Raw genomic sequence first — 25,978 nt, 5'->3', positions numbered from 1 at the left:
CGCCCCGGCGAGGGCGAGCCGGGGCGGCTCGGTCCCACGTCTGACGCGCTGATCACGGCGTCCCGCCCGCTGGCGCCCTCGGCAACGGGCTCAGGTTCCGGAACGTCGCCGGTGACCGCGGTCCTCAGGCCCGCTCCGGGGCGTGCAGGCCGACGGTGGCCTCCTCGGCCTCCCAGCGCAGCAGGTCGCCCGGCTGGCACTCGAGCACCTCGCAGAGTGCGGCGAGGGTCGCGAACCGTACCGCCTTGGCGCGGCCGTTCTTGAGTACCGCCAGGTTGGCGGGCGTGATGCCCACGCGGTCCGCGAGCTCGCCCACGGACATCTTCCGCCGGGCCAGCATCACGTCGATGTCGACGGCGATCGGCATCAGATCACCTCGTCCAGCTCGGCCTGCATCTGCGCCGCTTCGACGTCGCGCGCGACGGCCTGGGCGAGCAGCATCCGCAGCACGAGCACGATGAGCGCGACCCCGAGGATGGCCACACCGATCCCGCTCATGATGACGGTGACGCCCGGGTCGTCCCGCTGGCCCGGCGCATTGACGGCCGTGACCGCGAACCACAGGAGGGCGGCCCCCACGATCGCGCCGATCACGCCGTCCACGTACCGGAAGGCGGCGTCGGAGAACACGGTTCCGCGCCGCACCATCGTCACGAGCCGCCATACACAGACCAGGGCGACCTGGGCCGCGACCATGCCCAGGATCGTGATCAGGCGCATCGCGGTGAGCGGGAGCGTCCCGTCCTCCGGGTCGTTCCCGCTGACCAACACCCACACCATCCCTGCCTGGACGAACACGGTGCCGGTGAGCACCACCGCGAGCACGGCGCGCAGCGCACGCACTGTCAGCTTTCCCACGACCCATCCTCCCATCGAGTTACGATGGGAATCTATCGAGATTCGATAGGTGAAGCAAGGGCTCACCCCTCGGCGATCCAGCTCGCCTCGGTGTGTGCACGCGGTGAGTCCGGCGCGGTGGGCGGTGGGGGCTGTCGTTCGGTCCGAGGGAACGGCTCAGTCCATCCCGCCGAAGACGTTCTGGTCCCAGTCGATGACGGATCCGGTCACCACCCCGCTGCGGTCGGACAGCAGGAAGACGACGAAGTCGGCGATCTCGTCGACCTGGCCGAGCTTGCCCATGGGCTGCGCCGCGGCGGCCTTCTCCCGCCAGTCGTCGCCGGCGTCGTGGAAGGCGCGCTGGACGGCGTCCTCGCCCTCGGTGTCGGTCCAGCCGATGTTGAGGCCGTTGATCCGGACACGGTCCCAGCGGTGGGCGTGGGCGGCGTTGCGGGTCAGCCCGGCGAGTCCGGCCTTGGCGGCGGAGTACGGCGCCAGGAACGGCGGGCCGCCGTGGGCGCAGTTGGAGATGATGTTGACGATGGTGCCGGGTGCCTTGCGGGCCTTCATGTCGGCGACCGCCGCCTGCATCGAGAAGAACGGCGCCCGCAGATTGATCGCCATGTGCTGGTCGAACAGCTCCGGCGTGGTGTCCAGGAGTGAGCCGCGCGAGGTCAGGCCGGCCGCGTTGACCAGGCAGTCGATCCGCCCGTGCGCCTCCAGGGTGCGTCCGACGGAGCCGCGGGCCTGTGCCGGGTCCGCGAGGTCCGCCCGTACGAAGAGCGCCCCGGTGTCGGCGGCCAGCTTCTCGCCGGTCTCGGCGCGGCGGCCGGTGAGGACGACGGTCGCGCCCTCGCGTACGGCCGCCCGCACGATGCCGGCGCCGACGCCCTGGCTGCCGCCGTTGACGAGGACGACCTTGTCCTGAAGAAGTGCCATGAGTGCGGTGTTCCTTTCAGCCGTGCCGGCGCGCGGCGCCGGCCTGGAGTTCGTGCCCCAGCCGCTCGGGGGTCCAGCCCTCGGCCACGGCCTGCCAGACGGTGTCCGCCTGGGAGGGCGGGGCGAGACCGTCGACCGGAGGGTCGAGGTCCAGGTTGGTGGGGAAGGGGTAGCCCTCGGCGGTGGCGGCGACCACCCGGCGCAGCCAGTCCTCCGAGACGCCCTCGGCCTTGCGGCGCAGCAGCACCGGGAAGAGGGCGTTCGCCATCGCCTCGCGGTCCACCGTCTCCATCGCGCGCCCGAAGGCGGAGGAGATCTGCAGCAGGTTCGCCATGCGGCGGATGCCGGTGGAGCGGTTGTGCCCGGCGGCGTGGAAGAGGGCCGGGTTGAAGAAGGCCGCGTCGCCCTTGTCCAGGGGGAGTTGGACGTGGTGGGCGTCGAAGTACCCGACGAACTCGGGGAGTCGCCAGGCGAGGTAGCCGGGCTCGTACTTCTGGGAGTGCGGGAGGTAGCGGGTCGGGCCGGACTCGACGGGCATGTCGCAGTGCGCGACGGCGCCCTGGAGGGTGAGGACGGGCGACAGGCGGTGGACGTGCGCCGGGTAGGCGGCGGCACGTTCCTGGGAGAGGAACCCGAGGTGGTAGTCGCGGTGCACGCTCTGCGCCGCGCCGCCCGGGTTGACGACGTTGACCTGCGAGGTCACCTGGTAGGCCGGGCCCAGCCAGGCCTCGGCGACCAGCGCGACCATGTCGTTCGCGTAGTAGTCGGCGAACGCCTCGGGCGTCCGCAGGGCCATCTTGTCCAGGGCGTTCCAGACGCGGTCGTTGGCGCCCGGCTTCGCGAAGTGGTCGCCGCGGGCGGCACCGCTCGCGCGCTCCTCCTCGATCAGCGCGGTGAAGGCGTCGGTGGCCCGGTCGACGACGTCCGGGTCGGCGAACGCGCCCTTGAGGACGACGATGCCGGGGCCGTCGAGCAGCGCCCGGACCAACTCGTCCTGGACCCCGCGGCGCCCGTCGGCGGTGGCGGTGAGGGTGCGGAGCCGTTCGCTGTCGTAGAGCGGCACGTTCTGTTCCACGCGCTCCGCCGAGGGGTGGTCGGCGGTGTCGGTCTCCAGCTCGACGAGCGAGCGGAACGCGTCGAGGTCGCAGTCGGCCTCGGTCAGCCGAGTCCGCTGTGCCGTGGTCTGGGAGGGCATCCGGGTCCTTTCGCCGTGCCTGCCTCTCTGCCAGTGTTGAGAACCCGAACCCGTCATTCAATCCTCAGCAGTGCATCAAAAGTCCATCACCATCGGCTGGGATCCGTCATGCGCCACCCCTATACGATCAGGGAAATCGCCCGTCAGGCAGGGCTGAGCACGGCCACGGTCGACCGCGTCCTCCATCAGCGGGGCAACGTGCGGGAGGGCACCGTCCGTGAGGTCCACCAGGCCATCAAGGACCTGGACCGCCAGCAGACCCAGGTCCGCATCGGCGGCCGTACGTTCATGATCGACATCGTGATGCAGGCACCGGAGCGGTTCTCCACCGCCGTACGCGAGGCGCTGTTGGCCGAACTGCCCGCCCTGCACCCGGCCGTCGTGCGCTCCCGCTTCCACTTCCGCGAGACCTGCCCGGCGGCGGACCTGGTCGCCACATTGAACAAGATCGCCAAGCGCGGTACGCAAGGGGTGATCCTCAAGGCCCCCGACGTACCGGAGATCGCGGCCACGGTGGGGCGGCTGGTCGCGGCCGGGATCCCCGTCGTCACCCTGGTGACCGACCTGCCGCACAGCGCCCGCCTGGCCTACGTCGGCATCGACAACCGCGCGGCCGGCGCCACCGCCGCCTACCTGCTCGAACAGTGGCTCGGCGGCCGTCCGGGCAACGTCCTCACCACCATCAGCCGGGGCTCCTTCCGCGGTGAGGAGGAGCGCGAGATGGGTTTCCGCAGCGCGATGCGGCTCGCCGCCCCGCACCGCGCGCTGGTGGAGGTCACGGACAGCGACGGCCTGGACGCCACCCAGCACGACCTGGTGCTGGCGGCCCTCAGGCGCGACGCGGACATCGTCGCCGTCTACTCCATGGGCGGCGGCAACCTCGCCACGCTGGACGCCTTCGACGCCCTGGACAGGCCGTGCGCGGTCTTCGTCGCCCACGACCTCGACCATGACAACACCCGCCTGCTGCGCGAGCGGCGCCTGTCCGCGGTCCTCCACCACGACCTGCGCCAGGACATGCGCCGCGCCTGCCAGACCGTCATGCGGGCCCACAAGGCGCTCCCCGACGACGGCCCGACCCTGCCCTCGGCGATCCAGGTGGTCACCCCCTTCAACCTGCCACCCGGCACGCTGTCCACGGCGTCCGCCGACTGAACGCGCCACGGGTGTTCGAGGAAGAGTGAGCCGGACCGGCTGGTGCGCGCCCCGTTCACGCACATCTTCTCCCTCGACCGGGAGGACCCGGTTCGCGTCCGGGCGCTCCGCATCACCGCGGGTCCGCTCCGCACCGGCACGGTGACGTGACCCGCGCGATCAGCGCCGCCTCCGGTACGACCATCCGGTGCCGATTCCCGCCACGTGCAGAGCCAGGGCGGTCAGTCCCAGCAGCATCAGGTTCGTGGAGGTGAACGTGTCGTTGGTGCTGATGTCCGCCGCGTTGATCAGAAAGGCGATGAAGAACAACACTGCCGCAACGATGCCGGGCATGAGCGGGCTCCTCTCGAAGGGGTGAATCCCGTATGCCCGCACATCACCTCCACAAGCCCGTCGCGCGGTGGTGTGCTCGGTGGGCCGGGCGGCTGACCCAGGTGATCCCGGTGGCGGCTGTCGCGTCCCCGCGGTACGCCCGTTCGTTCCGACCGGCCGCCGGGGGACCCGGCCTTGCCGCTGCCGGCGCCCGTTCGCCCGCGGTTCCACGAGGCGAGGTGACGTGTCCGAGACGACCGCGCCGGCGCTCACACCGGCATCTCGGCCTCCTGGCCGAAGCAGGCCGCTCCGCGACGCGTCCAGGCGCTGTCGTTACCATGGGGCGGGCTGGGCGATCGTGTGGACGTCGCGTACGCGTCGCTGTATCGGCGAGCTGTCGCAGATTCCGCGGGCGCCGTAGGCGCGCAGGCACGTGTCGACGACGCCGACGTAGGTGTCGACCACACACGATCGGCCGGGCGAACCCGGACGGCACCGGCGCGAAGCAGAACGTCGTCACCGGCGCCGACACCCCCACGGGGTTGGCGGTCTGGTGACCGCCGCGGTGACCACGGTCATCGGAGTCCCGTGACCGTCGTCGGATGCGGCCGGACCACGCTCATCGCGGACAGCGATGACCGTGGCGCCGGCCTGGCCGTCGTGTACCGCGGCGGGGCCGGGCCGGGCCGAACTGCCCCGCGCCGCACTGCCGTCGGAGGGCGCTCAGTCGAGACAGAACTCGTTGCCCTCGACGTCCTGCATCAGCAGGCACGACTCGTTCTCCTCATCGGCGAGCAGCAGCCGCACGCGCACCGCGCCGAGCGCGACCAGCCGTGCGCACTCGGCCTCGAGCGTGGCCACGCGCTCCTCACCGACGAGTCCGGTGCCGACCCGTACGTCGAGATGCACCCGGTTCTTGACGACCTTGCCTTCGGGAACGCGCTGGAAGTACAGCCGCGGGCCGACCCCCGAGGGATCGCTGCAGGCGAACCAGGCACCCTGATCCTCGGGAGGCAGCGAGCGGTTGTACTCCTCCCAGGTGGCGAACCCCTCCGGTGGCGGCGGTGCGACGTAGCCCAGCACCTCGCACCAGAAACGAGCGACGCGCTCGGGGTCCGCACAGTCGAAGGTGACCTGGAACTTCTTGATCGATGGCATCGGCGCACCGTAGCAGGGGGCTCTGCCGGCTCCTTCACGTGGTGGGTTCAGGCCACATATACACGGAACGGAACAGGTCAGATACTGTCGACCAGGCCGTTTGGGATCCGCGGGATGGAGACTCGTGGCCCGTTCTTCGACCAGCACGACGACCACCACGACCGGGCGATGACACGCCGCGGCGCGGGCGCGCACGCGACCGGCACGAGCAGGTCATCGACGCGGCCGTAGAGGTCTGTCTCGTGAACGGCTTCGGCCACACGTCGATGGAGGCGATCGCCGTCCGCGCCGGCGTGTCGAAGACCACCGTGTACGAGCGGACCGTCGGCCGTTTCCTGTGATACCGGGTCAATTAGCCTGCGGATTCCTCAATTCGGCGCGACAACCGTGGAAGGCGGTCACAATGTGGCGGTGAGGCCGGTGGTGTGGGGCGCCGGCTGTCGCGTGCTGTGAAAAGAGAGTCCCGTCTCCGGGCAACGGCGTACGCTCCGCGTCGAAGGAGGGTGCCATGGCCGCTCACGCGAAAGCGATCGGGATCTGGTGGCTGGCCACGATGGCTGCCCTGACCACTGCGGTCATCGCGGTCGTCCTCGTCGTCCAGGCCGACTCGGGGGAGGCGTCCCCGCCGCCGCCGTCCCCCCTCACCGCACCGCCGACGAACACGCCCGGCGCGACGAGTGCCGCCCCCTAGGCACCGGACGCGGGCTGCGCGCCGTCAGACCGTCGACAGGTCGATCGCCCGGTCCAGGTCGTGGGGCCGCAGGACGCGCAGGATCGCCTCGAGGAGGTAGTAGTCGGCGTAGGGGAGGGAGATCTCGATGCCGTCCTCGGCGGGGCGGTTGCGGGTGCAGCGGGCCACGACGGCCTCGGCGCGGGTGGAGTGGGTGGTGAGGCAGGTCTCGCACAGCGCGCCGAGGATGCGCAGCGCGGTGGTGCGGTAGGACCGGCTGTCCGTGACGGCGGCCAGGTCGAGCAGCCCGCAGGCCATGACGGTCGCGGCGGAGGCGTCCTTGACGTCGTACGGCTGCTGCGGTGCGCGATAGTCCCAGACGGGCACGTGGTCCGGGCCGAGGGCCTTGACGGCGTAGTCGGCGAGCGCGCGGGCGGTGGCGAGGAACTGGTGGTCACCGGTGCGGCGGTACATCGTGGTGAAGCCGTAGATGCCCCAGGCCTGTCCGCGGGCCCAGCAGGAGGTGGGGCTGTAGCCCTGGACGGTGTTCGGGCCGACGGGGGTGCCGGTGGCGGGGTCCAGGTCGTAGGCGTGCGGGGTGGATCCGTCCGGTCGAGGGAAGAGGCGCTGGGTGGTCTGGGCGTGTCCCACGGCCGCGTCCATGAACGCGCTCTCTCCGGTCTGCCGGGCGGCGAAGACGAGCAGGTCGAGGTTCATCATCGTGTCGATGATCATGCGCCCCGCGTTGTCGGAGGTGGTGAGCGCACCCCAGGCCCGCAGGTAGCGGCCGCGCGGGTTGTAGCGCTGGAGCAGTGAGCGCGCCGCCTGTACGGCGCCGTCCCGCCAGGACGCGTCGCCGGTCAGCCGCCAGGCGGTGACCCAGGACGGGGTGAACAGGAAGCCCAGGTCGTGTGTGCTGGTGTCGTACTGGCGGGGGGCGAGTTTCGCGGCCGACGCCAGGGCGAGGGTGCGCAGGCCGTCGTCGCCGCTGTGGAGCCAGCTCATCCAGAGGACACCGGGCCAGAATCCGCCGACCCAGTCGCCGTTCTGGGAGTAGACCCACTTCTCGAACTTCGTCCCGACGGGGAAGGCGCTCACCCCGGGCGCGACGGCACGGACCTTCGCGACCGCGTAGTCGGCCGCGTCACGCAGCACCGCCTCCGTCGCCACCGGCACCTGGCCGGTGAGCGCCTGCGCGGACTGAGGTACGGCGGCGTACGCCACCGCGGCGCCGCCTGCGGTGGCCAGCACGGCCCTGCGGGACATGTGCATGGGTGCCTTCCTCTCCAACTGAACTGGTGAGTGGGGGAGTTGAAGGAGTCTCGCATGCGGCGGCGTGCGCGTATACACATGTGCGCAAGGTTCAAGTACGTGAACATGCGGGTAGGGGCACGGCCGGCGAAAGGCGTTTTCGAGGGGCCCGGCGTGCGGGTCGCGGGCCCCTCGGGACGGACGGCCGATCGGCCTGTCTAGAGGCTGCGGGCGGTGATGTCGCCCCGGGACGTGGTGGCGCGGATGTCGAGTCCGGCGGTGCCGTCGTTCTTGAGGGTGTTGCTGACCCGGCCGTAGCCGGTGCCGGCGTCCAGGGTGGCCGAGACGCCGGTGGCGGCGGTGACCGAGATGTCGCCGTCCTGGGTGCGGAGTACGAGCGTGCCGCGGGTCGCCTCGTTGATCCGGATGTCGCCCCGGGCGGTGCTGATCTCCGCGGGGCCGCCCAGCCGGCCGACCTCGACATCGCCGTCGGTCGCGGTGAGGCGGAGGCTCGCGGCCTCGTCGATCTTGATCTGGCGGTACGCGCCCTCGAAGACGACCTCGCCGAGGCGCCCGACGCCGCGCAGCTCGGTGCCGGCCGCCTTGGCCTCGACGCCGGAGCCGGCGGGCAGCTGGACGGTGACCTCCACGGAGCCGGAGGGGCCGAAGAGCTGGTTGCCGGGGGTCCCGGCCGTGATCCGCAGGACACCGTCGCCGTAGGCGGCGGTGGTCTGCTCCGCTGCCTTGACGTCGCGGCTCTTGGCGGGGTCGACGGGCAGGACCTCGACGACGGTGTCGGCGCGGTCCGCGGCGATGAACTGGACGCGTCCGGCGGGGATCTCCAGGACGGCGGAGATCGGGGCGGGGGTGTCGAACTTCTGCATCATGGTCTCCCGTTGGCGTTCCTTGTTTCCGACATTGGAAACGCTACGTTGCTTTCCGGGTCGTGACAACGTGCTTGTTGCGTGAGATGAACATAATCGCAGCTCACAACACATAAACTGTTGCAATGGTCCTGAAGATAACGCAACGGGAGATCGTCTATCGTTGCAATGGATTGCGAGTGAACGCTATGCTCGGGAGGCCGGGAACCACCCCGCAGGAACGGCGAGGAGATCGCGATGCCGGGAGGCAGGCTCAGTCAGCAGGAACGCCAGCAGATCGCGCTGGGGCTGGCCGACGGCCTCCCCTATGCCGAGATCGCCCGCCGTATCGACCGGCCGACCTCGACGGTCACGCGTGAGGTGATGCGCAACGGCGGTCCCACCGCCTACCGGGCCGACCTGGCCCACCGTGCCACCGAACGCCGCGCCCACCGGCGGCGGCCCGCCTCCTCCCGGGGGCCGGGCGTGGTCCCGCAGCCGCACGGACGGGACGCCGAGGCCGTCGCCGAGTACGAGGAGACGCTCACCACCGTCTTCATGCAGTCGGGTACGCCCAAGATGATGGCCCGGGTGCTGGCCTGCCTCTGCATCAGCGACGCGGCCGGCCTCACCGCGTCCGAACTCGTCCAGCGGCTCCAGGTCAGTCCGGCGTCCGTCTCCAAGGCGGTCGCGTTCCTCGAGGAGCAGGGGCTCGTCCGCCGGCAGCGCGACGAACGCCGCCGCGAGAGCTACTTCGTCGACGACGACGTCTGGTACCAGTCCATGATGGCCAGCGCGCGCGGCACCGCCCAGATCGCCGAGACCGCACGGCAGGGCGTCACCGTCCTCGGCCCGCACAGCCCCGCCGCCCACCGCCTGGAGAACATCGCCCGCTTCCTCGACTTCGTCAGCGAGAGCATCGCCCGCGCCGCCGAGCAGGCCCGCGAAGTCCTCCACACCAAGCCCGGACCGACCTCCGGCGACATCGGCCGGCCGGGTCCGGACCACCCATAGCCGGTCGGCCGTCCCGGCCGGCGCGACGGCGAGACCCGCTGACTCCCCCGGCCGGCCTCCGGCCAGGGACGATGAGCACGAACCGGGAGGCACCTGGGGTGCGGGCGACAGAGTCGGCCGCCACCGGCCGCCCGGATCGATCTTGGTGGTTCGCGCACCGTTCATAACCCCCTCACCTGCGCGAAGGCGGCCGTTCGGGCCGTGCAGGAAAGGTCCTGGCGGCCTGTCACAACGCAACCCCAGGACGGATTTCGTGACCGAATCACGTGCTCGCCGGTGGCGCCGCAGCCTCCGTGTTCTGCTCGTCGCCGCCGCCGGATCGACGCTGGTCGTCGGCGCCCTGACGGCGTCCCCCGCCCACGCGGCGGCGGCCGACGACATCCGGATCAACGAGGTGGTGACCACCGGGGACGTCAACGACTCCGTGGAGCTCTACAACAAGGGCACCGCCACGGTGGACCTCTCCGGCTGGATCCTCCGGGACGACAACGACAGCTCCAAGTACGCGATAGCCGCCGGGACCACGCTCGCCCCCGGTGGATTCGTCGCCTTCGACGTGCACAACGCCTTCGGCCTGGGCTCCGACGACGAGGCGCGCCTCTACCTCGCGGACGGCACCACCCTGGTCGACAGCTTCGGCTGGACCCAGCACTCCGACCCGTCGTGGTCGCGCTGCCCCGACGGCACCGGTGCCTTCGGTTCGGCCGCGCTGACCCTCGGCGCCGCCAACGACTGCGGCTCCGGCGGCATTTCGGCGACCGCGTGGCCGGGCGGCAGCTCGGTCGCCACCGCCGACGCCAAGAACGCCTTCGGCTCCGACATGAGCGGCCTCTACCAGGAGGGGAGCGTGCTGTGGGCGGCGCAGAACAGCGGAAAGCTGTGGCGGCTGGTGCCCAACGGCTCCACCGCCTGGAAGGCCGACACCACCGACGGTTGGACGTCCGGCAAGACGCTCAAGTTCCCGAGCGGCTCGGGCACGCCCGACGACGAGGGCGTCACACTCACCGGCTCCGGCTCCAGCGGGGGCGTGTACGTGGCGAGTGAGCGCAACGCCGACTCGTCCGGCACCAGCAGGCTCTCCGTCCTCAAGTACGACGTGAGCGGCACCGCCACCACCCTCACCGCCGCCACCGAGTGGAACCTGACCTCCGACCTGCCGTCGGTGGGCTCCAACCTCGGCCTGGAAGGCATCACCTGGATCCCCGACGCCACCCTGACCGCCGCCGGGTTCAAGGACGCCTCGACCGGCGCCCCCTACACCCCGGCGAACTACGGCTCGCACACCGGCGGGGTGTTCTTCGTCGGCGTCGAGGGCACCGGCATGATCTACGGCTACGTCCTCAAGGACGGCGGCACCTTCACCCGCGTGGCGTCCCTCAGCAGCGGCATGGCCGGCGTCATGGAGCTCCAGTGGGAGCCGCAGGCGTCCCGCCTCTGGGTGGTCTGCGACGACACCTGCTCCGGCCGGCACCGGACCCTGCAGATCAACTCCTCCGGTGTCTTCGCCACCACCGCCGTCCACAACCGCCCGACCGGCATGGACAACTTCAACAACGAGGGCTTCGCCGTCTCCGGCTCCGACGCGTGCAGCGGCGGCACCAAGCCGGTGTGGTGGTCCGACGACAGCAACGACAACGGTCACGCGCTGCGCAGGGGCACCCTCACCTGCTGAGGCCCTGCCGGGCCGCCCGCGCCGCGCTGTATCGTACGCGCGGCATCACACGCACCACCGGAACATGCGTCAACTCCCGTACCGGCACGCCGACTTCACCGACGTGCCGGTTCCTTTCGCCGCCCCCGGAGGAACCGTGGCAACCAGCCGCCCCCACCGTTTCCGTGTGCCTCTGACCCGACGCAGATCCCTCGCCGTGACGGTCGCCCTCGCCGCCGTCTGCGGTGCCGGCCTCAGCCGGCCGACTCCCGCCCGCGCGGACGCCGCCTCCGACCGCGCCGCCCTCGCCCAGTGGTGGGCCCCGGTCAACTTCCAGGACGTCGACTCCACCGGCGAGACCGCGCTAGGCGGCAAGTCCGACTACATCACGTCGTACGACTACGACGGCGACCTCAACGGCCGCGACAACTGGGAGGACACCAGCCAGTTCCCGCTCGCGGCACACGTCTACTACTCGGTCGTCCAGACCCCGTCCTTCTCCTACCTGCTGTACACGTACTTCCACCCCCGCGACTGGTCGGACGGCGTCCTCGACAACTACCAGGAGGACCTCACCGAGCACGAGAACGACGCCGAGGGCGTCCTGGTCGTCGTCGCCAACGACGGCTCCGCGCACGGCCGGTTGAAGGCCGCGATCACGGTCGCGCACAGCAACTTCTACTCCTGGGTGCCCGCCGGCAGCGACTTCACCAGCGGCCAGGAGAGCGTCGACGGCACGCTGAAGCTCCAGGGCGACCCGCACGACGACGGCCACGGCCGCCCGTTCACCACCCAGCAGCCCAACACCCACGCCGCCTGGGCCGAGGGCTACCTGTCCCAGGAGCGCAGCCAGTACGCGAGCGGCGACGGCATCGTCTACTACCCCGGCTCCACCGCCGAGGTGCCCTCCGGCTCCAACGACCGCGACGTGCAGTACACCCTGACCGACGTCTTCGCGGCGAACGGCATGTGGGCGAACCGCACCCTCACCACGCTGTTCGCGACCCCCGACAACTTCGCCGGCGACGACAGCTCCAACCCCTACGGTGCCAAGTGCGGCGCGGGCGGCGTCCTCGGCCCGGCCAACGGCGCCTGCGACACCGACGCGGCCAACCCGCCCTGGGCCTGGGACGACGCCGACGACCTGCCCGGCCGGGGCTACCTCGCCACCAACCCCGCCGAACTCGTCTGGGACTACTTCGACTGGCCCGGCAAGCCCGCCTCGCCCGACCTCGCCTACACCTGGGACCAGTACAACGGCGTCACCTCCTGATCAGGCGCCGGGCCCGCCCCGCAACACCGTGGGGCTGGTCTGCCGTACCTGAGGCAGCGTGCCGACCACGCGTTCGCTGAGGCAGACATGGGCCGGACCCGACTGGGTCACCGTCACCGGGCCCGCCGGACCGGGGCCGCGGTGCCGCGCGGGGCTCGACGCGCGCGATCGGCCCGGAGCTGGTGTGCTGGGTGAGGGGGCTTCGGACCCTACCCGTCGTACCCGTTCCGGGAGAGACCCATGAGTATCTACCGAGTCGCGCAGGTGACCGCTCTGGGCGGGCCGTTCGAGATCGTCGAGCGGGAGGTGCCGAGGCCCGGCCCGCGCCATGTGCGGATCGCCGTGGAGGCGTGCGGCATCTGCCACAGCGACACCTTCTTCGTCACCGCCGCGCTGCCCGGTGTCACGTTCCCGGTGGTACCCGGGCACGAGATCGCCGGGCGGATCGAGGAACTCGGCGAGGGCATCGAGGACTGGGGATGGCAGATCGGCGACCGGGTGGGGGTCGGCTGGTTCGGCGGCAGCTGCGGCCACTGCAAGCCCTGCCGCGAGGGCGACTTCATCGTCTGCGAGAACATGAAGACGCCCGGCTGGAACTACGACGGCGGCTTCGGCCAGCAGGTGATCGCGCCGGTCGACGCCCTGGCCCGCATCCCCGACGGGCTGACCTCGGCCGACGCGGCCCCCCTGGGCTGCGCGGGCGTGACCACCTTCAACGGCCTGCGGCGCAGCCCGGCCCGGCCCGGTGACCTGGTCGCCGTCGTCGGCCTCGGCGGGCTCGGCCACCTCGGGGTGAAGTACGCGGTGGCCATGGGCTTCGAGACGGTGGCCGTCGCCCGGGGCGCCGAGAAGGCCGACTTCGCCAAGCAGCTCGGCGCCCACCACTACGTCGACTCCACGGCCGAGACCCCGGTCGCGGAGGCCCTCCAGTCGCTCGGCGGCGCCAAGGCCGTGCTCGCCACCGCGGGCAACTCCCAGGCGATCTCGGCGGCCATGGACGGGCTGGCCCCCCGGGGTGAGCTGGTCGTGATCGGCATCGATGCCGAGCCGCTCGGGGTGAGCCCGTTCCAGCTGGTCGGGACCGCACGGGTGGTCCGCGGCCATCCGTCCGGCACCGCGCAGGAGGTGCAGGACACCATGGACTTCAGCGCCCTGCACGGGATCCGCCCGACGATCGAGGCCGTACCGCTGGAGCAGGCGGACGAGGCCTACCAGAAGATGCTCACCGGAGCCGCGCGCTTCCGGATGGTCCTCACCTACGACTGAGCGTCACGCGTCCCGCACCGGCCGCGCCGCCCTCCTCGCCCAGGCGTACGGGCGTGCGCTCAGCCGCGTCCCGCACCGGCCGCGCCGCCCTCCTCGCCCAGGCGTACGGGCGTGCGCTCAGCCGCGTACCGCACCGGCCGCGCCGCCCTCCTCGCCCAGGCGTACGGGCGTGCCCTCAGCCGCGTACCGCGCGGGCCGCGAGCAGCGCGATGTCGTCCTCGGAGCCGGTCGCCAGGTGCGCGAGGACCGTGTCGAGGATCTTGTCCAGCGGATCGGTGGCGCACAGCGACAGTCCCGTCAGCCGTGCCAGACCGCGGTCGATGTCCTCGCCGCGCCGCTCCACAAGACCGTCCGTGTACAGGAGCAGCACCCCGCCGCGTTCCGGGGTGACGCCCTGCTCGTACCGGCCGAGCCCGCTGCCCAGCGGCGGGCCGACCGGCACCGGGACCAGCCGCATCTCGCCCTCCGGGGTGAGCCAGACCGGCGGCAGGTGGCCGGCGCTGGCGTAGGTGAGCGTGGCGACGCCCGGGTCGCCGAGCGCGAGGAAGCAGGTGGCCACCCGCTCGAAGCCGGAGTCGGCGACCATGCGGTCCGCGTGTTGCAGGATGCGGCGCGGTGAGAGTCCCGCGAGGGCCAGGGCGCGCAGCGTCGAACGGTAGTGGCTCATCGCCACGGCCGCGTCCACACCGTGGCCCATCACGTCCCCGATGACCAGCATCGTGCGGCCGTCGGGCAGTGCGAGGACGTCGTACCAGTCGCCGCCGATCATCGAGCCGTCGTCGGCGGGACGGTAGCGCGCGGTGGTCTCCACACCGGCGTGCTGCTGGAGCTGGCCGGGCTCGGCGAGCAGGGCCCGCTGCAGCTCCAGGGCCATGGTGTGCTCGCGTTCGAAGCGGACCGCCCGGTCCAGGGCACGGGCGGCGCGCGCGGCGAGTTCGCGGGCCACCGTGGCGTCCTCGTTCGAGAACGGCCCGGAGTCCCCGGCCCGGGCCAGCAGCAGGATGCCGAGGACCCGGCCGTCCGAGACCAGGGGGGCGAGCAGCACCGAGTGGACCCGGGCGGTCAGACACGCCTGGGCGGGCGCCCAGCGCGGGATCAGCGAGCGCCACTGCGCCGCGGTGATCGCGTTGCGCCGCCAGATCCGGCCCGCCGCCAGGTTCCGCCGGGTCCCGGTGCCGCGCGGCCAGCCGACCAGTTCGCCGCGCGAGTCGAGGGCCGCCAGCCCCGTGACCAGCCCGGGACGCGTGGCGTACGCCGCGAGCCGGGTCGGCGTCCGCCGCGCCGACACGGTGTCCGGCGGACTGAGCTCCACCCCGGCCGCGTCCGCCAGCTCCGGTACGACGAACTCCGCCAGCTCCCGGCAGGTCCCGGCGACGTCGGTGCCGGTGCCGATCCGGGACGCGGCCGAGTCCAGCAGCGCCAGCCGCCGGTGGGCGCGCTCCAGCTCGTACACGTACTGCTGCGGCTCGCTGATCTCCAGGCCCACCGCGGCGACGCCCACCACCTTGCCCGTGCTGTCCGCGAGCCGGTGGTACACGCACCGCCACTCCCGGACCTGGTACGGCGAGTCCACCCAGGTGCGCCCGGTGACGACGGCCTCGCGCGGCCGTCCGTCGCGGATGACGTCCCGCAGCACCTGGTCGGGCCGCTGGATGTGCGGCAGCACCTCGCGCTGGGTGCGGCCGAGGTACGCGGCGGCGGGCAGGCCCGTAGCCCGGGCCATGTGCGGATTGACGTAGAGGTAGCGCAGCTCGGTGTCGAGGACCGCGAACCCCACGGCCGCGTCCTCGACGATGCCGCGCAGCATGTCGAGGTAGCCGATGCCGACGGGGGGTGCGTCCGCCGCGGCCGAAGCCGGTGTGCCCCGCGCGACCGGTGCGACCTGCGCCTTCGGGGCGTCCTGTGCACCCGGTGACCTCGGTGTGTCCCGTGCGGTCGCTGCCGCCGGTGCGGTCGTCGGTGCCGATGCGGCCCGTCGTCGTGAGGAGGTGTCCCTGTCCACCCGGTCCTCCTCGCCTGCCCCCTCCCTCGGCCGCCCTCATCGTGCAACAGGTCCCGGCACGGCGCATCCCGGGAGGGCGCCGGCCGGCATGCCGGGCGCCTTCGCTCACATCGCCCGGAGCGGGGCTGTGCGGCGGCCTTAACCCCCGTTGATCGGGAGCGGTGACGCCGGCGTAATCAGCCGTACATACGGTCGGGGGCGGATGGAAGAGACTGACCAGCACGAACAGGGGGCGCCCGTGGCCGCGCCGGACTCGCGCAGCACCGACACCGGCAGGGTGCGGACCGTCTGCTCGTACTGCGGGGTCGGCTGCGGCATGGTCCTGGACATCGGCACCGGCCCGGACGGCCGCCGTACCGTCCTGAAGGCCTCCGGCGACAAGGAGCACCCCGCGAACTTCGGCCGGCTGTGCACGAAGGGCGCCACCACCGCCGACATGCTCGCCGCGCCCGGCCGCCTGACCACCGCCCTGCTGCGGCCCGAGCGGGGGGAGGAGGCGGTGCCGTCGGCCGTGGACGCGGCGGTCGCCGAGACCGCGCGGCGGCTGCGCGCGATCGTCGACGAGCACGGACCGGACGCGGTGGCCCTCTACGTCTCCGGCCAGATGAGCCTGGAGGCCCAGTACCTCGCCAACAAGCTCACCAAGGGCTGGCTCCGCACCAACAACATCGAGTCCAACTCCCGGCTGTGCATGGCCAGCGCCGGCACCGGCTACAAGCTCTCCCTCGGCGCCGACGGCCCGCCCGGTTCGTACCAGGACCTCGACAAGGCCGACGTCTTCCTCGTCATCGGCGCCAACATGGCCGACTGCCATCCGATCCTCTTCCTGCGCCTGATGGACCGGGTGAAGGCGGGCGCGAAGCTGATCGTCGTCGACCCGCGCCGTACCGCCACGGCCGCCAAGGCCGACCTGTTCCTGCAGGTCAAGCCCGGCACCGATCTCGCCCTCCTCAACGGCCTGCTCCACCTCCTCCACGAGAACGGGCACACCGACCCCGACTTCATCGCCGCGTACACCGAGGGCTGGGAGGGGATGCCGGAGTTCCTCGCCGACTACCCGCCGGCCGCCGTCGCCGACGTCACCGGGATTCCCGAGGCCGACCTGCGCGCGGCGGCCCGGCTGATCGGCGAGGCGGGGGAGTGGACCAGCTGCTGGACCATGGGCCTCAACCAGTCCACACACGGGACGTGGAACACCAACGCGCTGGTCAACCTGCACCTCGCCACCGGGAAGATCTGCCGCCCCGGCAGCGGCCCGCTCTCCCTCACCGGCCAGCCCAACGCCATGGGCGGCCGCGAGATGGGTTACATGGGACCGGGGCTGCCCGGCCAGCGGTCGGTCCTCGTCGACGCCGACCGCGCGTTCGTCGAGGAGCAGTGGGGGCTGCAGCCCGGCGCCATCCGCGCCGACGGCGTCGGCAAGGGCACCGTCGAGATGTTCCAGAAGATGGCCGACGGCGAGATCAGGGCCTGCTGGATCATCTGCACCAACCCCGTCGCCTCCGTCGCCAACCGCAGGACCGTCATCGAGGGCCTGGAGGCCGCCGAGTTCGTCGTCACCCAGGACGTCTTCACCGACACCGAGACCAACGCCTACGCCGACGTCGTCCTGCCCGCCGCCCTGTGGACCGAGACCGAGGGCGTCCTCGTCAACAGCGAGCGCACCCTCACCCTCGCCCGCCCCGCCGCCGACCCGCCCGGCGAGGCCACCGCCGACTGGCGGCTGATCGCCGGCGTGGCCCGCGCGATGGGATACACGGACGGCTTCTCCTACGACAGCGCGGCGGAGATCTTCGAGGAGATAAAACGCTTCCACAACCCGCAGACCGGCTACGACCTGCGGGGCGTGACCTACGACCGGCTGCGCACCGCCCCCGTCCAGTGGCCGGCCGCCACCGCCGACGGCCCCGACCGCAACCCCGTCCGGTACGTCGGCTCCGACGGTTCCCTCACCTTCCCCACCGCCTCCGGACGCGCCGCCTTCCACGCCCGGCCGCACCTCGATCCCGCCGAGATGCCGGACGACGACTACCCGTTCGTCCTGAACACCGGCCGTCTCCAGCACCAGTGGCACACCCTGACCAAGACCGCGAAGGTCGCCAAGCTGAACAAGCTCAACCCCGGCCCGTTCGTCGAGGTCCACCCCGAGGACGCGGCCGCGCTCGGGCTCGCCGACGGCGACTCCGTGGAGGTCGCCTCGCGGCGCGGCCGGGCGGTGCTGCCGGCGGTCGTCACGGACCGGGTACGGCCCGGCTCCTGCTTCGCGCCCTTCCACTGGAACGACCTGTTCGGCGAGTACCTCAGCGTCAACGCCGTGACCAGCGACGCGGTCGATCCCCTGTCGTTCCAGCCCGAGCTGAAGGTGTGCGCGGTGTCGCTGACCAAGGTGTCCACACCGGTGAGCGTGCGGGCGCCGGGTGCCCAGGAGACCCCGGCCGCCGCCGTCTCACCCGCGGCCGCCGCGGCCGTGCCCGGCGCCGTGCCGCCCTCCGCCGCCTCCGTCTTCGGCCTCGACCCCGCCCCGCCACCCGTCCTCACCGCGCCGGAACGGCAGTACCTGGTCGGCTTCCTCGCCGGCGTCCCGGCCGGCGCCCCGGGCGTCCCCGTGCTGCCGCCGGACGCGCCGTTCAGCCCCGAGCACGCCCTGTGGGTCAACGGCACCCTCGCCGGCATGTACTCGCGGTCCGCCGAGCCCCCGGCTCCGCTGCCCACGCCCGGCCGCCAGGTGGTGGTCCTCTGGGCCTCGCAGACCGGCAACGCGGAGGACTTCGCCGCCACCGCCGCCGAGCGCCTCACCGCGGGCGGCCACGCGGCCTCCCTCGTCGCCATGGACCAGGCCGACCCGGCCGCCCTGCCCACCGGCGCCGACCTGCTCCTGATCACCAGCACCTTCGGCGACGGCGACGCCCCCGACAACGGCGCCGGTTTCTGGGACGGCCTGGCGGCCCTCGACGCCGGGCGCCTCGAAGGCCGCCGGTACGCCGTGCTGGCCTTCGGCGACTCCAGTTACGACGACTTCTGCGGGCACGGCCGGCGCCTGGACAGCCGTATGGACGAACTCGGCGCGGTCCGGATCGCGCCGCGCACCGACTGCGAACCGGACTACGAGACCCAGGCGGAGGCCTGGCTGGACCAGGTGCTGGGCGCGCTCAAGGACGGCTCCGCGCCGCCGGCCCCCGCACCGGCCAAGTCCCGGCGCCCCGCCCCCACCACCGCCCGCCTCGTCGGCAACCGGCTGCTCAGCCTGCCCGGCGCCGGCAAGGAGGTCCGCCGCTTCACCTTCGACACCCGCGACAGCGAGACCCCGCTGGTCTACGAGGCGGGCGACGCGCTCGGCGTCCGTCCCCTCAACTCCCGCGAGCTGGTGGCGGAATGGCTGGACGTGACCGGACTCGACGCCGCAACCGGCGTGCACGTCGACGGAGTCGGCGAAGTCCCCCTCGCCGAGGCCCTCTCCCGCCATCTGGACATCACCCGCGTCACCCCGGACCTGCTCCGCTTCGCCGCCGAACGCACCCGTGACCCGCGCGAGTTGCGGAAGCTGCTGCGCCCCGACAACAAGGACGAGCTGGCCAAGTGGTCCTGGGGACGCCAGGCGGTCGACGTCGTCGCCGAGTTCGGGATCCGCGCCGCCGCCGACGAATGGGTGGGCGTCCTCGGCAGGCTGCAACCGCGCCTCTACTCCATCTCGTCCAGCCCGCTCACCGATCCCCACCAGGTCTCGCTCACCGTCTCCGTCGTCCGCTACGAGAACCTGCACGGCCGGTCCCGGCAGGGCGTCTGCTCGCCGTTCCTCGCCGACGCCGAACCCGGCACACCGGTACCGGTGCACGTCCAGCGCTCCCCGCACTTCCGGCCGCCCGCCGACCCGGCGACCCCCATGGTCATGGTCGGCCCCGGCACCGGCGTGGCACCGTTCGTCGGCTTCCTGGAGGAGCGCCGCGCCCGCGGCCACCGCGCCCCCAACTGGCTGTTCTTCGGCGAACAGCACCGGGCCACCGACTTCTACTACGAGGAGGAGCTCACCGCCCTGCTCACCGAGGGCACCCTGAGCCGCCTCGACACCGCCTTCTCCCGCGACCAGCGCGCCAAGGTCTACGTCCAGGACCGGATGCGCGAACACGGCCCGTTGCTGTGGTCCTGGCTCCAGGACGGCGCCCACTTCTACGTCTGCGGCGACGCCTCCCGGATGGCCAAGGACGTCGACCGGGCCCTCAAGGACATCGCCACCGTGCACGGCGGACTGACCGAGGACGAGGCGACGGTGTACGTCAAGCAGCTGGCCGCGGACAAACGGTACGTCCGGGACGTCTACTGACTTTCCATCAGGTGGTGCATGGTGAGGGCCAGTTGCAGCCGGAACCGGCCCTGCGGGGTCCGCACCGGCCAGCCCAGCAGATGTTCGGCGTGCGTCAACCGGTCCTGGAGCGTGGAGTGATGGACGTTGATGTCGGCGGCCGCCGCCCGCAGGCTCGCCGTCGACGCGACCGCGTGCAGCGTGCGCAACATCCAGGGTGCGTCCGCCGCGGCGGCCCGCACGGCACGGACGTCGGGCGCCGGTTCCGCACCGGGTACGACGAGATCGGCGAGCAGCGCGACCCCGCCCAGCTCGTCGGCGTGCACGACGGGAGGGCCGGACTCCTGCGCCCCGCCGTCGGAGGTGAACCGCAGCGCGGTACGGGCCGCCGCCCAGGACCGGGGGAGGTCCACGGCGGCCACGGCTGTCCCGACCCCCGCACGTCCCACCGGCAGCACCGGCGGAGCGCCGTCGGCCACGATCAGGGGCGGCCCGCCGGCCACCGCCACCGCACGGAACCGCGCCGCCGGGTCGGCGGTGTCCAGGCCGAGCCTGCGGGCCGCGTGCAGCCGGGCCGGTAGCGGGGCGCCGGCGTCCAGGACCGTCTCGACCAGCGCGGGGTCGTCCGCCGGCGGCCCCGGGGCCCGCCCCCGGGTGCGGTCGAGCACGGACCGTACGGCCGCCGAGGCCCGCTCCAGGATCACCGCGTCGACCACGCTCGGACCGTCGGCCCCGGCCCGCTCCAGCCACAGCGCCGGCGGGCCGCCCGGCACCAGCGGCGCGCAGGGCCAGCCCGTCTCGGGCGGGCCGACGGCGTCCGTGCGCCGGCCGTCCGGCTCCACCCGCAGCCGGACCCGCCGCTCCTCGTCGGCCAGCAGCGCCGGACACCCGGCGAGCACGGCGGCCCCGCGCACCAGCGCCTCCAGACCGGCCCGGGCCTCGGCCAGCCGGTCGAAGTAGGCGATCACCGCGACGGCGGCCCCGGCATCCGGGTCCACCGCGGCCAGCCGCCCCGCCAGCTCTTTCATACGGCCATCATGCGCCATCGCGCCGTACGGCGAGGAGCGCCCGGCGCGGCAGGCAACCGATGCGGACGCCCGCCCCTCCTAGGTGTCGAGACCCGCGAGACGCGGCGCCCCACAGCGCCGACACCGGAACCGACCGACAGGAGCCCCCGCTTGGACCGCAACGAGCCCCGGCGGGCCGCCGCCGGACCGTCCCGCCGGAGATTCATGGTCTACACGGTGGCCGCGACCACCCTCACGGTCGCCGCCCCGCTCGGCTGCGACACCTCGCGGGCCGACGGAGCCACCGAGGCCCCCGGCGTCCTGGTCACCGGCACCGACGAGGAGATGCTCGTCCTGGAGGTCACCGCCGCCAACGAGGTCGTCGTACGGCTGCCCCGAGTCGAGGTCGGGCAGGGCATCACCACCGCCGTAGCCATGATGATCGCCGAGGAGCTGGACGCCCGCCTCGCCGACGTGCGGATCCCGCTCGCCGACGCCCGCAGCAAGGGCAACCAGTACACCGGCGGCTCCAGTTCGGTCAGTTCGCTGTACGGCCCGGCCCGGCAGCTGGCCGCCACCGCGCGCGCCCGGCTGGTGACCGCGGCCGCCCGCCGCTGGCGGCTCCCCGCGCGCATCCTGCGCACCTGGAACACCATGGTCGTGGCCCCCGACGGCCGGACGGCCACCTTCGGCTCGCTCACCGCGAGCGCGGCCCGGATCCGCACCCCGGACGTGTCGAGCAAGCCCAAGCCGGCCTCCCGGCACCGGGTGATCGGGAAACCGACGACCAGGATCGACGCCCGGGACATCGTCACCGGCGCCGCGAAGTACGCCGGGGACCTGGCGGTGGCGGGCGCGCTGCCGACCGTGGTGGCCCGGCCCCCGACCCTGCGCGGCAAGCTGCTCTCCCTCGACGACACGGCGGCCCGCGCCCTGCCCGGCGTCCACGCCGTCGTGAGGATCCCGGGCGGGGTCGCCGTCGTGGCGGAGACCTTCCACCACGCCTTCCAGGCCCGGGACGCGCTGAGGATCACCTGGGCCGACGGCCCTCTCGCTCCCCTGTCCGACAAGGAGATCCGCGCCCGGCTGCGGGCCGCGGTGCCCCGGCTCGGCACCCCGCCGCGCGGATCGACGCAGATCGAGGGCGAGTTCGCGTTCGCGTTCGTCAGCCATGCCCCGATGGAGGTGCTCACGGCCGTCGCCGACGTCCGTGCCGACCGGGCCGAGCTGTGGTTCGCCACCCAGACCCCGATGGAGGCCCGCGAGACCGTCGCCGGCCTCCTGGGACTCCCGAACACCGCCGTACGCGTCCATGTGCTGCGCGGTGGCGGCTCGTTCGGGCGGCGCCTCAATTTCGACCAGGCGACCGAGGCCGCGCTCATCTCCAAGGCGGCTCGCCGGCCCGTGAAGCTGATGTGGAGCCGCAACGACGACATCCGGCACGGCAGGATGCGCCCCGCCGACCACCACCGGATCCGGGCCAGCGTCGCCGGGGGGCGAGTGGTGGCCTTCCGGCACATGTCGGCCTCGGTGGGGGAGTCGTCCGACGAGCAGGGCCTGACCGCGCAGTCCGCCACGGTACGTCCGCTGCCCAGTGACAGCGGGCTGTACAACTTCGGCCGGGTGGACGGCGATTCGGGCGGCATCGAACTGCCGGTACCGCTCGGCGCCTGGCGCTCGGTGGATTCCGGGACCATGCGCACGGCGGAGGAGATCGTCGTCGACGACATCGCCCGCGCACTGGGCCGGGACCCGGTCGCCTTCCGCCGTACCACCCTGCGGAGCAAGACGGTGAAGGCCGTCCTCGCCAAGGCGGCCGCCGCCGGGCACTGGGGACGCCGGATGCCCGCCGGCACCGCCCAGGGCGTCGCCGTCCACGAGGAGTACGGCTCCGCCGTCGCCTGCCTGGCCGAGATCGACGCCACCGATCCGAAGAACCCCCGGGTCACCAAGGTGGTGATGGCCGCCGACGTCGGTACGGCCGTCAACCCGCGCGGCCTGGAGGCACAGCTCATGGGCACCGCCGTCGACGGCATCTCCACCGTGCTGCGCGCCGGGCTGCACATCGACCGCGGCGCGGTCCGCGAGGGCAGCTTCGCCGACTTCCACTACGCCCGCCAGCGGCACGCCCCACTGGAGTTCGAGGCGCACATCATCCCGTCCGGCGGGGATCCGGGCGGTGCCGGCGAACTCGGCGTCCCCGCTGCGGCGGGCGCGGTCGCCAACGCCTACGCCCGCGCCACCGGCAGGAAGCCCCGCAGCTTCCCCCTCGACTTCTGACCAGCCTCGTTCCCAACTCCCAGAAGGCACCGATGCGTTCGTATTCGTTCGTCCTCAACGGCAAACCGGTGACGGTCGAGGCCCCCGCCGACATGCCCCTCCTGTGGGTCCTGCGCGACCTGCTCGGCGTCACCGGCCCCAAGTACGGCTGCGGGGTGGGCGTCTGCCGCGCCTGCACCAGCCACCTCGACGGGGAGGAGATCCAGCCGTGCACGGTCCCGGTCGCCGACTGCGCGGACCGCGCGGTCACCACCATCGAGGGCCTGGCCGACGGGGACACCCTGCACCCCGTCCAGCAGGCCTGGCTGGACTGCGACGTGGCCCAGTGCGGGTTCTGCCAGCCCGGCCAGATCATGGCGGCCGCCGCCCTCCTCAAACGCACCCCGCACCCGACGGACGCCGACATCGACGCCATCGAGAACGTCTGCCGCTGCGGCACCTACTCCAGGATCAGGGAGGCGATCAAGCAGGCGTCGGCGAAGGGGGGTTGAGTCCCGGCCCGCTCCACCTCCCCACCACCAGCTCTCCACCTGGCTGATCGGCGAGAACCGAGCGGTCGCCGTGGAGGACCTGGCGGTCAGAGGACTCGCGCGCACCCGGCTGGCCAAGAGCGTTTATGACGCGGGCTGGACGTCGTTCATCAACGGACGTTCATGCAGTCTTGCCCGCTCCAGGCGGGTCAGAAAGGCACGCCAGCGCGCTTGGCCAGCCGGGTCAGCCTCGGATTGCTGCGGCGGTGCAGTGAGGTCAGCACACGCATGAGTTCTTGGCTCGTCGGGTGAACGCGGGCCATCTCGGGAGCTACGTTCCATGCCTCCTCGAGGGCTTCGAGAGCGGAGTCGCGGTCGCCCAGGGCCAGATGAGATCGGCCCAGGTTCATGTGCAGCGGGCCGATGCGGGTCGCGGGCAGTGAGGTGCCCTCCCGGATGAGGTCGTCGGCCGTGTCCAGTGCTCGGCGGTGCTGGTCCATGTCGGAGTACGTCGAGATGACGTGAGTGGCGGTCTGGTCCGGCCCGAAGTGGATGCCGTGCTCGTCGGCGTCCACGCCGTAATCCTCGGCCGTCCGCCATGCCGCCCGGATGTGTTCCCCGGCGGCGGCCTCGTCCTTGAGCCGACCGGCCAGGGTGAGCCCGCGCAGGTGCAGAATGCCCAGACCGAACGCACGGTCGCGACCCTCAAGCGTGGACTCGGCCTCGACGATCGCGCGGTCGACGATCGCCATCCCGCCCGCGAAGTCTCCCGAGTTGAGAAAAGTCCCGGCCTCGTCCCGGGCAGCCACCGTGGCGGCGATCGGGTGCGCGCGCTCTGAAGCCAGCCTCTGCTTCATGACGGCCAGTTCGGCCAGGTGCATCCACCGGAACCTGGCAGCGAGCCAGTACACCACCGAGTACGTGTCGGCTACGCGGGTCCACGCGTCGGGCGACTGCGTGGCGTGCGCGTAGTTGGTCGACTTCGCCAGCACCTCGGGCAGCCTCTGAAGGACTGTCCCCAGCTCGGTGCGGTAGCGGTACTCGTTCAGCCGGTCCAGTTCGCGCGGGAGGTCCTCAGGATGCGGTGGCGGGGCGTCCGGGATGTCGAAGCGACGGATGGCGTGGTTGAGGGCGGCCAGGCTCGCCTCGTCCGTCTTGGCGACGGGTTCCGTGCCCAACAGTTCGTCGAGGGTGAGCCCCATGGCCTGTGCGAGGGATGCGGCGATGCCCTGTGTGAGGGCCCGATCGCCGATCTCGATCTTGCTGAGCAGTGAAACCGACACGCCTGCCCGGCGGGCAAGGGCGACCTGGCTGAGGCCGCGTGCCTTGCGGCAGACGGCCACGTTCGTACCGGGTCCGGGAATCCTGATCGCGCTCATCCTGTACGTCTTCCCCGCTCGACGTCCGTTGCGTCCATCGTCTCACTCTGTCCCTCCCGCTCCAGGCCGTTGTGCAAGAGCTGTGCAAGTTGGGTCTGCACAGCGGGAGTTCTCTTGGGTGACACACGTATGCCCAGGTGGGACGAGGACTCATGACACAGATTGAGAAGCCAGCCACGATGCTCGATCACGGCACCCTGCCGTACCCGCAGGGCACGCTCGTCGAGGACAGAGCCTCGGGACGCACGGGTGAGCTCCAGGACGTGATCGAGGAACGGCTGAAGGACTCCGGCCGGATCGTCAGCCGGACCGCGTACATCCGCCCGCGAGGGGGTGGCATCGAGTGGGACACCCCTTTGGACCACGTCCGTCGCGCCGAGAGCAATTAAGCGTCCCCACGAAACGCGCCGCCCTCGTCGTCCCCGGTGATGTGATCGGTTACGAGGGTCAGTGGCGCAGGGTGAAGACGGTGAGGGCCGATCAGGGACCGATGGGCGGGCTGGCCGTGGTGGTCACCTGGGAGGAGGGCGGCACCGCCCGCTTCCCCTCCGGGGACGAACTCCTCCTCGGCGAACAGGACGCAGACTGACGCGTCTTTTCCCCGGTGAGCGGTGCAGGTGGGCACGTCGCCGGCCGCAGAGACTTTGGGCGGTAGCTGCCATGGGGCGAGTGAACAGGGAGCCTTACGCTCGCCAGCTGATCGGGCAGTCCTTGGAACTTGGACCTACCCGCTGCTGTGCCCGACGGGCCCCCTGTTCTTCGGGCTCGCCCCATGGGAGCTGCGTGAAGTCTCGGAGGTCGTCGACCCTCGGCCCACGATGTCCCAGGACTGCTGCGGCCTAGGGGCGTCCGGCGACCGGACGGGCTCGGCGGTCACGCCGCACGCCCGGCCGGGGCGGCCGGGTGGCCCGGCGCGCCGCAGGCGCGCCCTTGAAAGGAAGTAAAAGCTGTTTCGACCG

The 25,978-nt window shown here is 72.2% G+C and carries 23 protein-coding genes and 1 pseudogene; 12 read left to right on the top strand and 12 right to left on the bottom strand.

The features are described 5' to 3' along the window. Positions 1 to 124: 124 nt before the first annotated feature. The 4 genes from ACFY0P_RS27490 to ACFY0P_RS27475 form a co-directional block, all read right to left on the bottom strand. Positions 125 to 367: a helix-turn-helix domain-containing protein gene (locus tag ACFY0P_RS27490; protein ID WP_388918413.1), complete on the bottom strand. Its 243-nt coding sequence runs from the start codon at positions 365 to 367 to the stop codon at positions 125 to 127. Then, the gene (locus tag ACFY0P_RS27485; RefSeq protein ID WP_388918410.1) at positions 367 to 858 is read right to left on the bottom strand and encodes a DUF2975 domain-containing protein; all 492 of its coding nucleotides are present in this window, start codon (positions 856 to 858) and stop codon (positions 367 to 369) included. Before ACFY0P_RS27485 ends, ACFY0P_RS27490 begins: the two co-directional genes overlap by 1 nt. Before the next feature lie 156 nt (positions 859 to 1,014). Beyond that, positions 1,015 to 1,776 carry an SDR family oxidoreductase gene (locus tag ACFY0P_RS27480; RefSeq protein ID WP_388918407.1) on the bottom strand — a complete coding sequence of 254 codons (762 nt, stop codon included), beginning with the start codon at positions 1,774 to 1,776 and terminating at the stop codon, positions 1,015 to 1,017. A gap of 16 nt (positions 1,777 to 1,792) precedes the next feature. Beyond that, the gene (locus ACFY0P_RS27475) at positions 1,793 to 2,971 is read right to left on the bottom strand and encodes a phytanoyl-CoA dioxygenase family protein (protein ID WP_388918404.1); all 1,179 of its coding nucleotides are present in this window, start codon (positions 2,969 to 2,971) and stop codon (positions 1,793 to 1,795) included. A 108-nt stretch (positions 2,972 to 3,079) separates the two neighbouring features. Between ACFY0P_RS27475 and ACFY0P_RS27470 the strand changes: the two genes are divergently transcribed. Next, a complete protein-coding gene (locus ACFY0P_RS27470; protein ID WP_388918401.1) occupies positions 3,080 to 4,126 on the top strand; it encodes a LacI family DNA-binding transcriptional regulator in 1,047 nt (348 codons plus the stop codon). A gap of 159 nt (positions 4,127 to 4,285) precedes the next feature. On the opposite strand, the gene ACFY0P_RS27465 is transcribed toward ACFY0P_RS27470, so the two are convergent. From ACFY0P_RS27465 to ACFY0P_RS27455, 3 genes are all read right to left on the bottom strand, one after another. Next, on the bottom strand, positions 4,286 to 4,459 hold the full coding sequence (locus ACFY0P_RS27465) for a hypothetical protein (RefSeq protein WP_351497320.1): 174 nt from the start codon (positions 4,457 to 4,459) through the stop codon (positions 4,286 to 4,288). 312 nt (positions 4,460 to 4,771) lie between these two features. After that, positions 4,772 to 4,903, bottom strand: a complete 132-nt coding sequence (locus ACFY0P_RS27460) for a hypothetical protein (RefSeq protein ID WP_388918398.1) — start codon at positions 4,901 to 4,903, stop codon at positions 4,772 to 4,774. A 258-nt stretch (positions 4,904 to 5,161) separates the two neighbouring features. Next, positions 5,162 to 5,596, bottom strand: a complete 435-nt coding sequence (locus ACFY0P_RS27455; RefSeq protein WP_388918395.1) for a VOC family protein — start codon at positions 5,594 to 5,596, stop codon at positions 5,162 to 5,164. Here ACFY0P_RS27455 and ACFY0P_RS27450 point away from each other — a divergent pair. Next, positions 5,590 to 5,937: a TetR/AcrR family transcriptional regulator gene (locus ACFY0P_RS27450; protein ID WP_388918392.1), complete on the top strand. Its 348-nt coding sequence runs from the start codon at positions 5,590 to 5,592 to the stop codon at positions 5,935 to 5,937. The two genes, ACFY0P_RS27455 and ACFY0P_RS27450, sit on opposite strands and share 7 nt — an antisense overlap. A 167-nt stretch (positions 5,938 to 6,104) precedes the next feature. Further along, positions 6,105 to 6,287: a hypothetical protein gene (locus ACFY0P_RS27445; RefSeq protein ID WP_388918389.1), complete on the top strand. Its 183-nt coding sequence runs from the start codon at positions 6,105 to 6,107 to the stop codon at positions 6,285 to 6,287. 24 nt (positions 6,288 to 6,311) lie between these two features. On the opposite strand, the gene ACFY0P_RS27440 is transcribed toward ACFY0P_RS27445, so the two are convergent. Both ACFY0P_RS27440 and ACFY0P_RS27435 read right to left on the bottom strand, forming a co-directional pair. Next, positions 6,312 to 7,538: a glucuronyl hydrolase gene (locus tag ACFY0P_RS27440; RefSeq protein ID WP_388918386.1), complete on the bottom strand. Its 1,227-nt coding sequence runs from the start codon at positions 7,536 to 7,538 to the stop codon at positions 6,312 to 6,314. 197 nt (positions 7,539 to 7,735) lie between these two features. Continuing rightward, on the bottom strand, positions 7,736 to 8,401 hold the full coding sequence (locus ACFY0P_RS27435; RefSeq protein ID WP_388919050.1) for a DUF4097 family beta strand repeat-containing protein: 666 nt from the start codon (positions 8,399 to 8,401) through the stop codon (positions 7,736 to 7,738). A gap of 237 nt (positions 8,402 to 8,638) precedes the next feature. Here ACFY0P_RS27435 and ACFY0P_RS27430 point away from each other — a divergent pair, with 237 nt between their 5' ends. The 4 genes from ACFY0P_RS27430 (at position 8,639) to ACFY0P_RS27415 (ending at position 13,584) form a co-directional block, all read left to right on the top strand. After that, positions 8,639 to 9,394 carry a helix-turn-helix domain-containing protein gene (locus ACFY0P_RS27430; RefSeq protein WP_388918383.1) on the top strand — a complete coding sequence of 252 codons (756 nt, stop codon included), beginning with the start codon at positions 8,639 to 8,641 and terminating at the stop codon, positions 9,392 to 9,394. Positions 9,395 to 9,647: 253 nt separating this feature from the next. Next, the gene (locus tag ACFY0P_RS27425; RefSeq protein WP_388918380.1) at positions 9,648 to 11,066 is read left to right on the top strand and encodes a lamin tail domain-containing protein; all 1,419 of its coding nucleotides are present in this window, start codon (positions 9,648 to 9,650) and stop codon (positions 11,064 to 11,066) included. Positions 11,067 to 11,232: 166 nt separating this feature from the next. Beyond that, the gene (locus tag ACFY0P_RS27420; protein ID WP_388918377.1) at positions 11,233 to 12,318 is read left to right on the top strand and encodes a hypothetical protein; all 1,086 of its coding nucleotides are present in this window, start codon (positions 11,233 to 11,235) and stop codon (positions 12,316 to 12,318) included. 240 nt (positions 12,319 to 12,558) lie between these two features. Next, positions 12,559 to 13,584, top strand: a complete 1,026-nt coding sequence (locus ACFY0P_RS27415; protein ID WP_388918373.1) for an alcohol dehydrogenase — start codon at positions 12,559 to 12,561, stop codon at positions 13,582 to 13,584. A gap of 175 nt (positions 13,585 to 13,759) precedes the next feature. Here the strand turns inward: ACFY0P_RS27415 and ACFY0P_RS27410 are convergent, their stop codons facing one another. Next, a complete protein-coding gene (locus ACFY0P_RS27410; protein ID WP_388918370.1) occupies positions 13,760 to 15,586 on the bottom strand; it encodes a SpoIIE family protein phosphatase in 1,827 nt (608 codons plus the stop codon). Positions 15,587 to 15,902: 316 nt separating this feature from the next. On the opposite strand from ACFY0P_RS27410, the gene ACFY0P_RS27405 reads away from it, so the two are divergent. Beyond that, positions 15,903 to 19,904 carry a molybdopterin-dependent oxidoreductase gene (locus ACFY0P_RS27405; protein ID WP_388919047.1) on the top strand — a complete coding sequence of 1,334 codons (4,002 nt, stop codon included), beginning with the start codon at positions 15,903 to 15,905 and terminating at the stop codon, positions 19,902 to 19,904. Here the strand turns inward: ACFY0P_RS27405 and ACFY0P_RS27400 are convergent. Continuing rightward, positions 19,898 to 20,911 carry a helix-turn-helix domain-containing protein gene (locus tag ACFY0P_RS27400; RefSeq protein WP_388918367.1) on the bottom strand — a complete coding sequence of 338 codons (1,014 nt, stop codon included), beginning with the start codon at positions 20,909 to 20,911 and terminating at the stop codon, positions 19,898 to 19,900. The genes ACFY0P_RS27405 and ACFY0P_RS27400 overlap by 7 nt on opposite strands. A gap of 204 nt (positions 20,912 to 21,115) precedes the next feature. On the opposite strand from ACFY0P_RS27400, the gene ACFY0P_RS27395 reads away from it, so the two are divergent. The 3 genes and pseudogenes from ACFY0P_RS27395 to ACFY0P_RS27385 all read left to right on the top strand — a co-directional run. Continuing rightward, positions 21,116 to 23,170: a molybdopterin cofactor-binding domain-containing protein gene (locus ACFY0P_RS27395; RefSeq protein ID WP_388919044.1), complete on the top strand. Its 2,055-nt coding sequence runs from the start codon at positions 21,116 to 21,118 to the stop codon at positions 23,168 to 23,170. 32 nt (positions 23,171 to 23,202) lie between these two features. Further along, the gene (locus ACFY0P_RS27390; RefSeq protein WP_388918364.1) at positions 23,203 to 23,661 is read left to right on the top strand and encodes a (2Fe-2S)-binding protein; all 459 of its coding nucleotides are present in this window, start codon (positions 23,203 to 23,205) and stop codon (positions 23,659 to 23,661) included. A gap of 22 nt (positions 23,662 to 23,683) precedes the next feature. Next, positions 23,684 to 23,810, top strand: a pseudogene (locus ACFY0P_RS27385) (RNA-guided endonuclease TnpB family protein); the annotation flags it as partial. A 39-nt stretch (positions 23,811 to 23,849) separates the two neighbouring features. On the opposite strand, the gene ACFY0P_RS27380 reads toward ACFY0P_RS27385, so the two are convergent. Continuing rightward, the gene (locus ACFY0P_RS27380; protein WP_388918361.1) at positions 23,850 to 25,019 is read right to left on the bottom strand and encodes a helix-turn-helix domain-containing protein; all 1,170 of its coding nucleotides are present in this window, start codon (positions 25,017 to 25,019) and stop codon (positions 23,850 to 23,852) included. A 152-nt stretch (positions 25,020 to 25,171) separates the two neighbouring features. On the opposite strand from ACFY0P_RS27380, the gene ACFY0P_RS27375 reads away from it, so the two are divergent. Further along, positions 25,172 to 25,408 (top strand): hypothetical protein, encoded by a 237-nt coding sequence (locus ACFY0P_RS27375; protein WP_388918358.1) that lies wholly within the window; start codon positions 25,172 to 25,174, stop codon positions 25,406 to 25,408. Positions 25,409 to 25,978 lie beyond the last annotated feature (570 nt).

The organism is Streptomyces sp. NPDC001714, from assembly GCF_042892755.1.
Lineage (GTDB): Bacteria > Actinomycetota > Actinomycetes > Streptomycetales > Streptomycetaceae > Streptomyces.
This window is presented reverse-complemented; position numbering and strand designations above follow the sequence as displayed.